Source organism: Ancylomarina sp. YFZ004, assembly GCF_054254355.1.
The window spans coordinates 44,570-62,772 of the sequence record NZ_JBTCHQ010000018.1 but is presented as its reverse complement, the minus strand read 5'-3'; the positions used below and the strand labels follow the sequence as shown (position 1 = coordinate 62,772).

Annotated in this window: 5 protein-coding genes; 3 read left to right on the top strand and 2 right to left on the bottom strand. The window is 35.2% G+C overall.

Features of this window, described 5'->3' with window-relative positions:
• The 3 genes from ACXR6G_RS19385 to ACXR6G_RS19375 all read left to right on the top strand — a co-directional run.
• The coding region (locus ACXR6G_RS19385) for a T9SS type B sorting domain-containing protein (protein ID WP_458363106.1) at positions 1-4,843 on the top strand (4,843 nt) is incomplete at its 5' end.
• A 531-nt stretch (positions 4,844-5,374) separates the two neighbouring features.
• On the top strand, positions 5,375-15,274 hold the full coding sequence (locus ACXR6G_RS19380) for a T9SS type B sorting domain-containing protein (protein WP_458363105.1): 9,900 nt from the start codon (positions 5,375-5,377) through the stop codon (positions 15,272-15,274).
• Between the two features lie 147 nt (positions 15,275-15,421).
• Complete coding sequence (locus ACXR6G_RS19375) at positions 15,422-16,411, top strand: PorP/SprF family type IX secretion system membrane protein (protein ID WP_458363104.1); 990 nt, start codon at positions 15,422-15,424, stop codon at positions 16,409-16,411.
• A 61-nt stretch (positions 16,412-16,472) separates the two neighbouring features.
• Here ACXR6G_RS19375 and ACXR6G_RS19370 read toward each other — a convergent pair whose 3' ends face one another.
• A complete protein-coding gene (locus tag ACXR6G_RS19370) occupies positions 16,473-17,183 on the bottom strand; it encodes a hypothetical protein (protein ID WP_458363103.1) in 711 nt (236 codons plus the stop codon).
• Positions 17,184-17,300: 117 nt separating this feature from the next.
• A complete protein-coding gene (yaaA, locus tag ACXR6G_RS19365) occupies positions 17,301-18,071 on the bottom strand; it encodes a peroxide stress protein YaaA (RefSeq protein WP_458363102.1) in 771 nt (256 codons plus the stop codon).
• Between the last annotated feature and the right edge of the window lie 132 nt (positions 18,072-18,203).

Below are 18,203 nucleotides of genomic sequence, written 5' to 3'. Positions count from 1 at the left end.
TGTTGTTGTACGAGGTGGTACTTGTAAGTCGGTTGAATCTAATAAAGCATTGCTTACAGTAAATGAGAATGTCTCAATTACGAGACAGCCAATCGATCAAAGTATCGATGAAAATGGATTAGCAACATTTACAGTTGATGCAACAGGTACAGGCTTGTCTTATCAATGGTTTGAGAAAACAACAGCAGTTGGTGCAGACTTTGTAAGCATGGGAGATTCACCAGCATCTGCACAAACAAGGCTATTGAATTTGACTTCTGTTCCTTTAGCATATAGTGGTTATGAATATAAGTGTGTTGTAACTGGAACATGTTTAAATGAATCAAGTAATTCAGCAATCCTTACTGTTACAGCTGAAAATAGGCTAATAGGACATATTGATAATACTGAAATTTGTGAAGGCAAATCGTTCACATTTGAAGTTCAATATAAGAATACAACTACAGCTTGTGTTTGGCAATACAATGATGGTTCTGGTTTTAATTCAATCGGAGGATTAGGAACAGTAGTTTTCAATCCAACTTCATCAACACTTACAGTAACAACTGCTACAAGTGACATGAATTTCTGGAAGTTTAGAACTCTAGTTAAAAGAACTGATTACGTTGATAACATTTCAAATGAAGTTGAGATTAAGGTTTATGAGAAAATTACTTTTGATCCTATAGATGATGTTGAGATTTGTAAAACATCAGGTACGAGTTTTAATGTTGGCAGTTTGTCAGGAACACGTCCAGTAACATATCTATGGAAGAAGTTGAGTCCTGACAATAATTTAGGGTCTAACTCTAGTCTTAATTTTAGTGCTGGAACTGCAGCAGAAGGAGATTATGAAGTTCAAGTTACTAATGGTGTTTGTCCAGTTGTTATTGAGCCATTTGTAATTTCTCATTATGCTGATCTAGCATTAGCAGACTTAGTTCATGCTAACGAACTTTGTCCATTAGGTTCTATAGACTTAAATGTTGTTATAACAAGTGGACCTGCTGCTTCAGCAGCCTATACCTGGATTAAGGATGATGTTACTATAGGAACGCCTACGGCCTTTTATAATAAATCATTCGTTACTGATAATGAGAGTGGACTCTATAAGGTTGAAGTTAAGGATAAGTGTATGATTCAATCTAAGTCTATTATTATTGATGTATTAGACTTTATTGCAGCAACTAACACTTGGGATGATGAAATTCTATGTGTTGGAGATGATTTATTGCTCGAAGCGAGTGTCTCAGGTGATAATCCAACTTACAAATGGACAGTTCCACTTGGAGTTACTGATCCTGGAAATGTTGCAGTTCTTAAAATTTATGGTGTGACTGAAAGTGCTGAAGGAACATATACTTGTGAAGTTGAAGGAACATGTGGAACTAAAGTCGTCTATAGTCTTAATACTGTTGTGAATGATGTGCCAAATATTACAACTGACCTTAGTTTATCGACAGTTTGTGAAGGTCAAGCTCTCGAGTTAGGACCTATTGCATATGATGCGACTACTGGTGAAACTATCACTTGGAAATTTAATGACGCCATTTTGATAGGAGAGAATGAGAAAAGCTTGGATCTAGGAATCGCTAAGCTGAGTGAGGAAGGTAGCTATAGAGTTGAGGTCGAAAATGCATGTGGAACAGATTTTAGTATCGGATCTCAGGACGTAAATCCAATTCCAACCTTGGCTCCTATAGCTGATCAAACAGTTTGTCAAGGTGAAGACTTAATTATTCGAGCAGTGACAACTGGGGAGAATATTACATACCGTTGGTTGGTAGATGGACTAGCAAAACCATTATTTGATGATAAAGCTGAACTTGAAATTTTAAATATTCAACCTAAAATTACTTCTAACTCTTATAGAGTTGAATGTTTAGTCAATTCGTGCAATACTAATTTAAGTGAAGAAGCTAATATTACTGTTAATCCAAGTACCATATTAAATAAATCGCTAAAAGGTGAAGTGGTATATGTTGGTACTGATCATGAATTCGATTTGGATGTAGTAGGTAGTAACTTGACATTTGAGTGGCATCATATCCATACTGATGGAACGGATGAAGTGTTAGTCGGTGAGACAACAAAAACTTTAACTCTTAATAATATGTCTATGGCCAGTGCTGGCGAATACACATGTACAATTACAGGTGATTGTGGTGTTCGATTTACGACAGGTTATTTAACTGTTAAGGATCCATTGAAGGTTGTTGATGGCTTGCTTACTTATATTGAAAAGTGCTTTGGTGAGTCTTTAAACTTAAATGTTAGTGTGGAAGGTGAAGTCTTCTCAATTAATTGGTTTAAAGGGGACAATGATCTTGGACATCATGAATTAAACTATTCAATACCTTCATTAGATGTTTCGGATACTGGATTGTATCGTTGTGAAATTGTTGGTGAAGGTGCTAAATTAGTGGAATCTGTTGATGTAATTGTTTATCAAACGACAGTTCTTACTTTAGATTTAAATGATAAAGTGCTTTGTGAAAAAGAGAATCTATCCTGGACTCCTGATGTGTCTGGTTATTTATTAAGCTATAATTGGCAATATGGAGGAGAAACAGTATCGTCAGAATCCACATTCAGTCTAGTAGATCTTATATTGGGAGCATCTGGTATTTATTCTCTTGATGTAACGGGTAAGTGTGGAAGCATCACTACCGAAGCAAACTTAACTGTAAAGAAGTTACCTGAATTTATAAGTAAGAGCGAAGATCTGGAAAGATGCGAAAATGATGCTGAAGCAATATTTATAGTTGATTTTAAAGGTGATAACTTAGTTTATCAGTGGCAAAAAGATGATGTTGAAATGCCTGATGCTAATAGTACAGAACTGAGATTTGAGAATCTGAGGACAAGTGATGCTGGAACATACAAATGTGTTGTGAGTTCTTCATGTGGTATTGCATTAGAAAGTCCTGAAATGAAACTTGTAGTCATTCCTCAACTTAAAATATTAAGTGAAAGTCCAGGTATGGAAATTTGTGATGGAGGAAATGCACAGTTCCTTGTTGAAATTGAAGGAACCAATGAGGTTTATCAATGGCAAAAAGATGGCATTGTAATCCCTGGGGAAAAAGCTCCACAGCTTATGATTGATCCAGCGAGTCTTGAAGAAGAAGGTTATTATAATTGTGAAATATCTGACAAATGTACGAAGGGCGTTAAACGATATTCGAATTCTAAGAAATTGACAGTGAATGCACTGCCAGATTCTAAGATATTTGGACGAATGACACTTTGTGTGTTGGAAGATCGAGTAGCTTATAATACGACTTTACAGCCAGATATAAATTATGGATGGTTAGTCGAAGGAGGTGATTTTACATCGCTTGCTGAAGGTTTAAGAACCAAGATTACTTGGGGTGATGTTATTGAAGATGGAAAAGTGAGGTTGAAGATCTTAAATGAATCCACTGGTTGTTATTCTCAAGTCGATTCTTTAGTTACACTTCGTCCTTTACCTGATGTGAAATTAATGGCTCTCAAAACAAAAGGAATTTGTAATCCTGAATTTGAATTATCAGGAGGCTTACCTGCTGGAGGTATATATTGGGTAAATGGTGTTTCTCAGAATACTTTTGATCCTTCACAAGGGAATGGCGAGTATCAAGTTCGTTATTCTTATACCGATGATTTAGGTTGTTCAAACAGTACAAGTGAATTAGTCATGAAAATCGATTCGTTACCGATTGTTAAACTAATTGAAGATGTTGTAGTTGGATCATGTGAGATTAGGATGTTGAGTGCGGCAACTGAAGAAAACAATATCAAATGGTCTCCGAGTCGACATTTAGATGATCCAAATTCTGAGACACCAACCTTTACGGCAGGTGAAACGACACTTTATGTCGCTACTGTTGTCGATAAATTTGGTTGTGTTGGTAACGATATTGTAAATGTAACGGTTGCGCCATTGCCTCTTATTAAGACAATAAATGATACAATAATAGGTGAGTGTAAGGAGATCGAATTGACAACACATATTTCAGGTGATATTGAAGAAATCAATTGGACCAATGCGATCGATCTTGATAATGCTAAGAATTCTAATCCTAAGCTGACTAAACGAAATGTTGGTGTGAATTATTATCAAATCAACGTAATCGATAAATATGGATGTGTCGCTTCAGAGTCAGTAAAAGTTGAAGTGTTACCAAATCCAGAAGTTGGAGAGAATAAATTCTTGTGTGAAGGAGAAACGCTGCTTATTGATACGAAAGATCTTTCAAACCCCGTTTGGGACGATGGTTATACAGCTTGGGAAAGAACTATTGACAAACCGGGAGAATACGTATTAAGCGTTGAGCAGAACGATTGTGAACTTCAACAAAGAATAGTGATGAATCCATTACCAAAATTTAAATTGGATAACACAATTCAACCTGGTATAATCATTTTTGAAGGACAAACAATCACTCTTGATCCTGAACTTGATCCTGACTATGGTCTTTATGTGTACGATTGGAGTGATGGTAGTATATTGCCATATTTAGTAGTGAGTGAATCGGGAACTTATAATCTTAGAGTAGAAGATAATATAGGATGTATTGCTACAGATACAGTTGTTGTTCAAGTCAAGCCTATTGGAATTGAATCACCTAATGCTTTTACACCCTTATCAAATAATGAAAATGATCGTTTCTACTTAAAAGATATCAATGTAATTGATAAGTTTGAAATGTATATCTACAATAGATGGGGAGAGCTGATGTATCAGACCAATGAGCCTGGTTATGCCAATGGTTGGAATGGTACTTACAAGGGGGCGGATTGTCCAGTAGGAGCTTATGTGTGGGTTGTGATGCTGGATGGCGAAATGAAAGAAAAGGGTACTGTGATTTTGGTTCGCTAAATCTATTACGCATATTTAATTGAAAGAGTTGTCCTAAATGGGCAACTCTTTTTTTTGTTGAAATTTTTGAAGCATGATTTGTAATTTCTAAGACAGGTGTACTTGTTAACAATAAATATATAGTGAAACTCAGTGTGCTTGGTTTAGTGTATAGAAACAGGACTTTAGTCATGGTATTTCGATGTTTTGTCATTTCGCATTGGTTCATTAATCAAAGGAATCAATGAAAAGTAATTATTCAGATCAGTTTTTGATATCATCAGGTCTGATAAGTTATTGATCTGTGAGTCAATTGTGTAGATTTTGGCTTAAATGGTGCTTATGTTTGATTAACGAACTGTTTTTACAGATGAATGGTGTATTTATTTGGAAGATAATTGATTTGTTGCGTAAATTGAATTAATGACGTTAGTGTAAATATTGTGTCTGTTTATCACAATAATTAAGTTATTGGCCGTGAATTTGATTTGAGAGAGAGCGCCAGATAACAAACGTCGATGTTGATTCATTTGTGTAATCAAAATCATTGTCATGACTTATTTTCCTTTTTTTACGATAAAATCAAAGGTTATTTTTAGAATAGCCATCATTTTTTTTCTAGTTATTCTTTCTAATGCTGCAAAGGCTCAGTTGGATTTAATCCACTATGTCCCACCTTTGTATGCAGGTACAACTCATGAGTATGATATAGAAGATCATTGGGTAGTTATTACTACACCTTCAGAAACTCCTATTGATATTACGATTAAGAGGGGAGATGGGACCATTTTTCAGATTGTAAATGGTGTTTCAACAAATACACCTAAATCGGTAGCATTAGGAAGTGGAACCTTAGTTAATCCACCTCTGGGAGTCATTAATTACACGAGTTTAAATAAAGTTATAAGTGATCAAGGTTTAATTTTCACATCAACTGAGGCCTTTTATGTGAATATTAGGCATAAGTCGGAGATTCATGGATTGTTTCTGACTGCCAAAGGTCAGGCAGGTTTAGGTACATCATTTCGTTCTGGACATTTATTTAGTGTAAGAGGAGAGAACGTTTATGGTTGGGGAAAAGATGGTAATAATAGTATTGTGAATCACAGAAGTCATTTTATATCGGTAATGGCTACAGTTGATAACACTCAAGTAACTTTTTCGGATATTAAAGTCGGTAACCTGACATCAGATACAAAAAATGCCCTTCCTGTAACAGGTGACATTACTGTGAATCTTAATGCAGGTCAGTCATATGTATTGGGAGCTGATCACAAGTTTTTAACTGCTGCAGATGTTAATCGTTTAAATGGAACTCATATTACATCTGATAAACCTATTGCCGTCAACTCAGGATCATGGACAGGTGGAGCCTCTCTTAACTCTTGGCAAGACATTGGTGTCGATCAAATAGTACCTGAAGACTTGGTAGGTCGGGAGTATATTCTACTTAAAGGTAAAGGTAATAATGAAACTGAGCGACCAATTGTTGTTGCGACAAAGGATAACACAAATATTTTTGTAAACGGAAGTGCTACAAAAATAAACCCAACACCATTAAATGCAGGTGACTATTATGCAATAGAAACGAGTTATTATACAGCCGATGGAACCATGTTGATTATATGTAATGAGGATGTGTATCTATACCAAACCACCTCGGCTTCCGATAGGACAAGTGGGAGTATTGATTATGCATATGCAACGGTTGGGATGAATTTTATTCCCGCAATTAGTTCTTTGGGATTTCGCCAGGTTGATATTCCATTTGTAAATCAAGTGGGAACTGGTATAGTAGCCATATACGCACAAAAGGGAGCAAACGTTTTTGTCAACAAATCGACAACGCCTTTGAGCCAATCGTCTGCTAAGCCGATTACAGGGAATGAAGAGTGGGTTGTATATAAATATTCAACTTCAGATGAGAATGTATCTGTCATGTCGAATAAGGCTATTTATGTGGCTTTATCGGTAGAAGATAATGCCGTAGGTGCTGCAGGTTATTTTTCTGGTTTTACGAAAGCTATTTCGCCAATTATACCTGAAACAGGGATTGGACTTGATCATGATTTAGGATATCTATGTGAGAGTTATAATGATAAAATTGAACTTTCGATTAATAGTACGCCAGAAGCTGATTTTTACGAGTGGTACAAGAATGAGATTAAGCCAGAAAACTTACTATTTAAAAACTCTAATTTAATTGTTGACGCTCCCGATGAGGAGACAAAGTATATTATTAAGGCTTATTTCCGTGATCCTAATCTGGATATTATTTATAATGGGAATTTTGCAATCGGACGTGGTAGTTTTGATTCAGATTTCGATTTTATGTCTGTTGGGAATTTAAGCGATCCTGGGAAATCAGTTTTATGTTACAGTCCCCAAGATATAAATACGCAGTTTCAGAATTTTAATGATAAAGATGGTGGTGGCCTTATGCTTCTATCACATTCTACGAGTTTTGGTACAAGTGATGTGGTTTGGGAAAAAACAATAACTGAAAACATTAAGAATCAAGGTTTTATTTTGAAATTACACGGAAGAATGGCACAGGAAGGTTATTCTCAACTTCTTGATATATATGTAAATGATGAAAAAGTTTACAATGATTTCTTGTTGGATGATATCAATGTCTGGCAATCCGTAAAAGCTTTTTGGGCTTCGGGTGATGCTGAGAGTGCGAGTATTTCAATTGTCAACTCAAATCCAGCTGGGCAAGAAGGACTATTTGCTATTGATAGTATATCTTTTGTTGTAGCTGTTGAAGATCAAGCAGAGTTTAATGCGTTGGTTGTTCCTAATTACAGTTATACTGATTTTGCTGAGCCTCAACATTTTTGTGTTGGACAGCCAGGTCAGCTTGATATCTCAAATGGTGATGTGAGTTGGTACGATTACCAATGGGAAAAGAAAGACGGAGAGAATTATGTACCAATCACTGATCCAAATATATCTGGATTGACGACACATAAAATTGAGTTTTCTGAAGTTAAAGAGAGTCATGCAGGAATCTATAAGTGTAATATTAGTTTTAAAGAAAGTTTTCAACAGTGTGGTGTGACTTCTGGAACGGCTTCGGTTGAAGTTGAATTGGTTGCAGATAAAATGGCCACTGTCTTGATTAATGTTGATAATACGAAATTGTGTGAAGGTGATTTAGAAACATTGCAAGCTGTTGTTACAGGGACTTATTCCGATGTTAAATGGTTTGTGAATGAAGATCAAAAATATGTAGGTAAAGATTATTTGTTTGATTTTCCTGCTGGAGAATATACAGTTCGATGTGAGGTCGGAAATGCTTGTAGTACGCCATCAGATAGTCGAGATTTATCTGTTTATGGTCGTCCAATATTGAATGACTTACAAATTCCAACGGATTTATGCGATAATGCTTCTTCAGAACTAACTGCTGTAGTGAATTCAACACCAATAGGTGCCAGCTTAAGTTATAAATGGTATAGAGCTGAGACTTTATTAGCTACAACAATTGAATCGACTTATTCGATTTTGACTGACATGACAGATTCTTATTATAAGGTTACAGTATCTGCAGTTTATAATGTTGGTTTGGCTGATGAACATACTTGTATTGGAAACCAATTGGTGAAAAATATTGGTCCTAATGATATTATACCACAGGTTGACTTAACAGCTTTGGATGATGTGACTTTGTGTGAAGGTGAATCATATACCTATAACGCAGAATTAGCAAATTCGGGTGATTACTATACTTACGATTGGGAAATTCCATTTGTAACAGCTGCTGATAAAACAGGTTCAGACTTTGTTTTGGGTGCAGTTATAAGTGCAATGGCAGGAAACTATAAAGTAACGGTTTCAAATCGTTGTGGAAGCCAAAGCTCAACGAGCATCTTATCGGTTAATCCAAAATTACTTGTAGATGAAATTACAATTGATAAAGCGGGACCTTATTGCTTGAATGAAACGGTAGTGTTCACTATTACAGATAATGGTGAAGCGAGTCATTATTTTGCTGAGAATTTAACGACGGGTGAAATTATTAATCCAATTAGTAATCCTTTCAACTTAGTTGTTACTGATTTGAAGCAAGGTCGTTGGAAAATTACGGCTGAAGCCACTTGTGGTTCACGTGTTGATCAAGAATTTGATGTTTACTTATTGGAGGATTTTTCAAATCCGACAATGGCTGATATTTCAACTTGTATAGGAGAGAATGTTCAGTTTGATGTACAGATTCTTGATGTTCCAGTTAGTTCAAATCTGACTTATGTATGGACAGATCCATTAGGAAACCCGATTGTAAACGATCAATCAAGTCTATCCATTAATAATGTTCAATTAGCAAACTTGGGAACTTACTCATGTAATGTGACTAATAGATGTGGTTATTCAAAGACGGTAAATGCAATTTTATCTGCCGATGAGGTGACGACTTCTCAAACTGCTGCGGCAGTAGAATTGTGTGAAGGTATTCTTAATTATCGTTTTGATATCGCCTATGAAGGTAATCCAACTTTCTCATGGTATTTTAATGATTTAAGTTCTGCAGTAATTGGGACAGATAGCTTTTACGAGATAGCAGAAGTGCAAACTGAAAATGCTGGAGTTTACTACTGTCAAATTACTCTTTCATGTGGTGATATAATCAATTACCAGAGGGAATTGGTAGTGAATGAGAATATAAGTGTTATTGAAGATAGCCCTGCTACAATAAATATTTGTGAAGGAGAACAGACAGAATTGAAGATAAGTACAGAAGGACAGGTAAATCAGATTGAGTGGTTTGATCCTTTAGGAAATCTTATAGCTGATGCTATGGGGAAAACAAATATTCAAACTGGCGTTCATAACAGTGCAGGTAGTTTTATCTATAAGTATAAACTTAGTGGAGATTGTAATATAATTGAAGGCGATTTTGAACTTCTTGTTCATGATAAACCAACTTTAAATTCAATTGCAGATATTAATTCTTGTGAAGGGGATGTTATTTTGAATATGATTATCACTGGCAGTGATTATACAACTTCAAGTTGGTGGAATGCTGATGAAAGTATCAAACTAAATGATGGTCTTTCTCATACACTTCTTAATGCAAAATACCCAACTGCTTCGGGAAATTATATTGCCAAGCTTAATACGCTTTATTGTGGTGATGTAAAAGCTACAGCACAAGTTAGTATTTATGAACCCATCTCTATTGTATCAAGTTCGAATGTGAATCCTACGCCTTGTTTGGGTGAACCATTAAGTCTTGTAGTAAATGGTAGTGGTTCCGGATTAATATATAATTGGTATAAAACTGATGCTCCAACTGTGAGTTTATCATCAAATTCGACTCTTGATCTTGGAACGGCTGATCTGACTGATGAAGGTTCTTATCGCTGTGAATTGATATCAACAAATGCTTGTGGAAATTTATTGCTTGATTTTAGTGTTGACGTTCGTGAACATGCAAGTATTACCATTCAGCCAAGTGATGTTTCTTTATGTGAAGGAACTGGACCAGCTAACTTCTCAGTGAGTGCTATCGGAGAAGGAAGTCTGACTTATCAATGGTATGATAAGAATGATAATGCCTTGACAGGTGAAACGTCTCCAAATCTTCAAATTATTGATCTCTTAGCTAATAATGGACAAAGCTATTATTGTGAGGTAAGCGGTGACTTTTGTGATGCAGCTGTTTCTTCAAAGGCTAGCTTAGAAGTAATAATGAATGTGAATATTACTGAGCATCCTGCAGATGTTAAAATTTCTGAAGGTGGAATTGCAATCTTTACAGTTAAGGCAGACGGAACGGAGCCAATAGCTTACCAATGGTACTGCGATCCAACTGGGATAATGACAGGAGAAACAACATCTACACTGACTATTGATCCTGCAACAATGGATTTGAATACATATAAATACTATTGTATTGTTAGTAATAGCTGTTCAAGTGAAACAAGTGATAAAGCAGAATTATTAGTCGATGCTAATGTTAAAATCACAACCCAACCCCTAAATGTTGAGGTTTGTGAAGGTGATACTTTTGAATTTGTAATCGAGCATAAATTGCTATCTGCAGGTAAAACTTGCTATTGGGAATATAGTGATGGTGGAGCATTTATGGCTATTACGAGTTTGGCTAATCATACGATTATTTCAGAAGTAAACAAAAATACCTTACGCATCAGTAATGCAGATATGACTTTAAATACCTTTTTATTTAGAGCAACAGTTGAAGGTTTATCAAATGATGTATCTGATGAGGTAAGTGTTAAAGTTTATCAGCCCATCACATTTGATGCTATAGATGATATCGAGATCTGTATAGATGCAGGTGTTAATTTTGACTTGAACAATTTGAGTGGAACAAGTCCATACGCATTCGAATGGAAGGAAAATACACGTACATGGACAAATTCATCTCTTAATTTAAGTGGGCCAGATGCTCTAGATGGGGATTATTCTATTGAAGTTAGCAACGGGATTTGCCCATCTCATAAAGAAGAATTTAAATTATCTCATTTCGATGAGTTACTTATTAATGATATAACGGGTTCTGATCAACTGTGTCAGAATACTTCAGGAAATTTAGTGGTTGTAATTAGTAAAGATGATGCATTGGTAGCCAATTATCAATGGGTTAAAGGTGATGATGCTACTGTTTTAAGTAGCACTAGTACATACACTGTCGCTGGTCTTGATAAATCTAGTGGAGGATTATATAAGGTCGAGGTTAGCGACGGTTGTATGACTAAAGTAAAAACGAAATTTATTTCAGTAATAGATGAAATTGTTGCCACAACAAGTTGGGATTCTGAAAAGAATCTGTGTGTTGGCGATGAGTTTTTATTAGATGCTCAAGTGAGTGGTGATAACCCAACTTATATTTGGACAGCACCTAATGGAAGAGTCATTGGCAATGTTTCAAATTTGAAGATAGATGCTGTAACAGAAGCTGATTCAGGAGTCTATAAATGTGAGGTGATTGGAACTTGTAATGGTTTTGGAAACCTGATTTTTACAACTGATTTGACAGTTAATTCAGCTCCTGTAATTACAGCTGGTTTGGATGGTTTAAGTCCAGTTTGTGAAGGTGAAGATTTACAACTAGGACCAATTGTTTTTGATGGTGATGATGTTACAATAAACTGGATATTAAGCGATGGTAGCCTTGCGATTACTCATACAAATAGTTTAGAATTAGATAAGGCTGAGATTAGTGAAGAAGGTAATTACCGAGTAGAAGTTAGTAATACTTGTGGAGTTGATTTTAGTTTAGGCTTTCAAAAAGTTATTGCGTTACCAACTTTAGCTGCAATTCCAAATCTGGAAGCTTGCCAAGGTGAAGATGTTGTGATCAGAGCAGAAACAACAGGAGAGAACCTGACTTATAAGTGGTTTGTTGACGGAATCGAGGATTTAACTTATTCAGGAAAATCAGAATTGAAAATTGAAAATGTTCAAGCTGCTGATGCTAATACTTTCCGTATTTATGAGCTTGAGTGTCGTGTTAGTAATCTTGACGCTTGTGGGCTTGAGTTAATCGAGAATTCCCAAGTGATAGTAAATCCCAATACAATTCTCCAAGCTTCATTAAAAAGTGAGGTTGTATATGTTGGTAGTGATTATGAGTTTGTTTTGGATGTTACTGGTAGTAATCTAAGTTACGAATGGCATTTCACAAATATAGCTGGTGTTGATAGCATACTGGGAGAGACAAGTTCAAAACTTGACTTGCAGAATTTAAGCATGGCCGAAGCAGGAGAATACTCGTGTTATATCACTGGGGCCTGTGGAAAACGATTTACTTCAGGATTCTTGACAATAAAAGATCCTCTAAAGATTATAAATGGCTTAAATAAACTGGCTGATATTGAAAAGTGCTTTGGTGATCCTCTAAGTTTAAATATTGAGGTAAAAGGTGAAGTTTATGATATTAATTGGTTTAAAGATGGAGTTAATCTTAATCACCATAGTTTGAACTATTTTATATCCGAACTTGATTATGCTGATGCAGGAGAATACCGATGTGAGATTAACGGTGAAGGTGCCAGTTTGATTGAAACGGTAAATTTGCTAGTGCATAGACAAACGGTTTTAAATTCTAATCTAAGAGATAAAAAAATATGCGAAAATGAGAACCTTTTATGGGTGACTAATGTTGATGGTTCAAATCTGACCTATGATTGGCAGTACAAGGGGAATAGTATCTCTAATGAGGAATCATTGAATATCTTGAATTTAATAATGAATCAAGCAGGTGAATATCGTGTAGATATTTCAGGGGAATGTGGAGATGTAAGTAGTATAGCACAACTTGAGATTCAGGAACGACCTTATTATATAAGCCATTCTGAAAGTGTTGAGGTCTGTGAAAAAACGGATGAAGTTAGTTTCAGAGTGAATTATGGCGGTGATAAATTAAGCTATCAGTGGCGTAAAGATGAGATTTATATAGAAGGTGAAACTAGTTCTGTGTTGACAATCCAAAATATTGCTCAAGTTGATGCTGGTATATACTCTTGTGAGATCAATTCATCATGTAGTATAGAGATTATAAGTCCTGACATGGTTTTGTCAGTTATACCTAGCTTACAAATCTTAAGTGAGAGTGGTGATATTGAGATTTGTGATGGCGGAGCTGCAGAATTTTCTGTGGAGGCCGAAGGACGTGAAATCCTTTACCAGTGGCAATTTAATGGAGAAAACATTATTGGTGCTAATGATTCGACTTATCAAATCGATAATAGTTCAATTTCTAATAGAGGTTATTATACTTGCGAACTTTCTGATAAGTGTACCTCGAAACGTTATTCTGATTCTAAACGCTTAGATGTTAATGCTCTTCCTAATACTCAAATATATGGACGTATGGAGCTTTGCGTTTTGGAGGATAGAGTTACTTATACAACTTCGGTTCAGCCTGATATTAATTATTTATGGCAGGTTGAAGGAGGCGAATTCACAAGTGTAAATGAAGGAGAAAAAACTAAAATTACTTGGGGAGAACTTGAAAATGGGAATATAAGTATAAGAATTGTTGATGAAGAAACGGGTTGTTATGCTCAAATTGATTCTTTGGTTACACTTCATTCTTTACCAGAAGTGAACTTGTCAGCACTGGATTCTCATGGTTTGTGTGAGTCTGAATTCCAATTAACAGGTGGATTCCCTGACGGAGGTATTTATTGGGTAAATGGTGTGCGAGAAAGATCTTTTGACCCTAATAAAGGCCATGGTGATTACCCTATCCGTTATTCATATACTGACGAGAATGGTTGCTCAAATACAACGGAAGAGAAGATGATGAAAATAGATTCATTACCAGTAGTTAAGGTTATTGAAGATGTTAATGTTGGAGCATGTAAAAGCAAACAATTATGGGCCGAAACTGAAATGGGCAATATAAAATGGTCTCCAAGTCGCTATTTAGATGACCCAAATTCAAAGACACCCGTATTTACATCGGGTGAATCTGAAAGATATGTGGCTTTTGTAGTTGATAAGCATGGTTGTTTAGGTACAGATATTGTGAATGTCAATGTGGCACCTCTTCCTGTAATTACTACAATAAATGATACCATTATAGGCCAATGTAAGTCATTGGTTTTGGTAACAGATATTGTTGGAGATATTTCTGAAATCAATTGGGCTTCTGATAAGGACCAGTTAAGTAAATTGACAGCTCGTGATCCTCAATTAGAGAATTTATCTGTTGGTATTCATAATTTCACAATCAATGTTAGTGATATGTATGGTTGTGTTGCTTCAGGTTCTGTAAAGGTTGATGTTAGGGCGAATCCAGAAATAGGTCAATCAGAATTTCTATGCGAAGGAGAAAGTTTCGAAATTAATACCCGCAATATGGAAAATGCTGTGTGGAATGATGGTTACACCGCATGGGATAGAACGATTGATCAACCTGGAAATTATTCCTTAAGTGTCAGTAATGAATTTGGCTGTGTGGAAACACAGGTGATTAAAATAAACCCAACTCCTGTTATAAATCTAAGAGATACACTTATTTTCGAAGGGGAATCTGTAGTTCTTAATCCAGATTTAAATGAAGATTATGGCCCATACATTTATGATTGGGATACGGGTGATATGACCACAGAGTTGGAAGTTTTCGAATCGAATACATATCGATTGTCAGTTGAAGATGGCAATGGCTGTGTAGCTATAGACTCTGCAATTGTGGTGGTTAAGCCTATTGGTATCGAATCACCTAATGCATTTACGCCTGGCTCAGGAAATGAGAATGATCGTTTTTACTTGAAGAAAATCAATATCGAAGAGACTTTTGAACTCTATATTTATAATCGCTGGGGCGAGCTAATGCATAGAACAGCTGAAGCGGGTTATAGTGGTGGATGGGATGGAACATATCGTAGCGAAAAATGTCCAACAGGTGTCTATGTTTGGATTTTAATTCTAAACGGTGAGGCTACTGAAAAAGGGCATATGGTCTTAGTTCGATAAGTTTTTGATTTCTGAAAAAAATGGAATATCTTACAGTAAGAAATAATTTGTTTTGTTTATAAATAATAAGGAAATAATCGCTATTTTGTAGTATATATTATAGACTATATAAAAATTATAATTTAAATAACATAATCATAAAATTACATGAATAAACTTATACTCTCTATTATCTTTTTTGTTTTTGGAATGAGCTTAGTAGGGAGTGCTCAGGATATTCGCTTTTCTCAATTTTATGCGAATAAACTTTACTTAAACCCAGCATTAGCAGGTTCAAGTGATCATGCTAATGTAAGTTTGAATTATCGAAATCAGTGGCCTAATTTGGATTATCCATACGTATCATACAGTTTTTCATATGATAATTTCTTTTCGAATTTAAATGGTGGATTAGGTCTTCTTGTTATGCAAGATGATCAAGGTGATGGAGCCATTACAACAACATCATTTTCGGGTGCTTATTCATTCTTTTTACGAATTAATAGTGATTTAGTTTTTCGACCTGCAATTCAAGCAGCTTTAATACAGAAAAAATTAAATTTTAAAAATTTGATTTTCCCAGACCAGGTATCACCTATATATGGAGACGTATTTCCTCATAACACATCTGGAGATCCAAGTAATAGAAGTTGGAATGGGATGGATTTTTCAGTGGGTATAATGGCCTATTATAAAAACTATTATTTTGGTGCTGCAGCGAATCATGTTAATCAGCCTAATCTTAGTTTTGATGATTTTGAGGATGATCAATTGAATGCTAAATATACATTTCATGCAGGAGCAGAATTCGCATTGTCAGGAGACATTAGAGGAGATGGATTAGTATTAGCACCTGCCTTATTGTTTCAAAAGCAAGGCGAATTCACCCAAATGAATTATGGAATGTATTTGAGTAAGAGCTCTTTAGTTTTTGGTTTCTGGTTTAATCAGAACTTTCAGTTAAATTATGATGCTGTTATTTTGATGGCAGGTATCGTTACAGAAAGATTTAAGCTAGCTTATAGTTACGATTATACTATAACTCAGTTGGTACAAACTAACACGGGAGCACATGAATTATCATTTTCATTCCCATTAGTTATAGAGAAACGTAAAAGGAGACGTCGACCTAACCGAGTACGATATCCACAATTCTAGAACAAAAAAAAATAGGCCCATTCCTTTGAATGGGCCTATTTTTTTATCAATTAATTGATCGTTATTTAATACGTTCGATATATTTTGTTCGAATTTGTTTAAGCATATCAATATTTAAATTTTCAGCATAAATACGAATGATATCAATGGCTTTAAAATGATCGTAAATAAAGCCAATTGAGGCATCGAATTGTAGCATGTCCATATTATACTTCACTTGCTTAGTAATCTCCTCAAATTCGCTCCATGAAACTTGTTTAGGGATTTTAAAGTAACCATGATTGGCCTCTACGGTATCCAAGTAAAAATTATCTTCTAATTGTTCCAATGAGAAGAATTTATTTAAGCGAGTAATTCCTTTAGGGTGATTAAATTTTGAAGGTTTATCCTTAAAATGAATACCTAGAGAAACGTAATAAGCTTGTAGTTCCTTAATATCTGCATATTGCTCAATATGTCGAACTCGAATAATGTTGTAAACGGTATTGAAAATAGTAATCGTACCCTGTGCAGCATGATACTTTTTATTGGTAACAGACATGATTTTTTGTGTGGTACGAGTGAATTGCTCCAAATCGTAATGTTTGTCAGTTACCAAATAGATATAATGAGGTGTGATACCCTTTTGTAAGTTGTCGTAATATTCATAAAACCCAGGGAATGGATTCAATGATTCAAGAACGAAAGTATTAGGAAGTACAGCACCTTCAATAAGCTCAAAGGCTTCTTCTTTTATAAGGCTTCCATATTTAATTTGAGTGGTTTCAGTCATATATAAGAGGGATTTAGTGGTACTTAATTAGTTGAATTCTATACTTACAGCTTGTCACGAGTATTCCTTTAAACTTAGCGAAAAATGAAATAAAAAACAAGAACTCGAGGTCTTTTTTTATTGATCTCTGGTGAAGACTAATTCTGTATCTGTCGAAAGATGAGGGTTAAATGCATAGCCCTCTGAATCGAATGCTTTTAGATATTCTGGATCTGTAATCTTATTCTGGATGATAAAGCGAGTCATCAATCCTCGTGCTTTCTTCGCAAAAAAACTGATTACTTTATACTGACCATTCTTTAAATCCTTGAAGACGGGTGTGATAACCTCTGCTTTAAGTTTCTTTTTATTTATAGATTTGAAGTATTCATTTGACGCTAAATTTATAAGATATTGATCTTCTTTCCCCTTTAAGGTTTTATTGATTTCATTGGTGATTTTATCACCCCAAAACTCATATAAGTTTTTCCCTTTTGTAGTTTGGAGTTTCTTGCCCATTTCCAATCGGTAGGCTTGAATCAAATCCAGAGGTTTAAGTACACCATAAAGACCCGATAGAATACGTAAATCTTTTTGTGCAGTTTGTAATTCATCCTCACTTAAAGTAACTGCATCAAGGCCCGTATATACATCACCTTTAAATGCTAAAATGGCTTGTTTCGCATTTTCCATATCGAATGGTAATTGCCAGTTTACAAAACGTTCGAAGTTAAGTTGGGCCAATTTTGGACTAATACTCATGAAATCGGCTATCTCATCTGTAGAGAGTTTTCTGAGTTGTTTAATTAGGGATTGAGACTCCTTTAAAAAGCTAGATTCAGAAAAGTTTTTATTTGTATTTTCAGTTTCGAAATCAAGTGATTTTGCTGGAGATATGAGGATTAACATATATTGAAATTTTAATATTATGAATCTAAGATATGTGATTTGAAACAGATATACTAATTGAGTTTTTTGATGTACATATTGGTCTTGTTTATATATGCCTTATCATATTTATACGAAAAAAGCAGATGACTG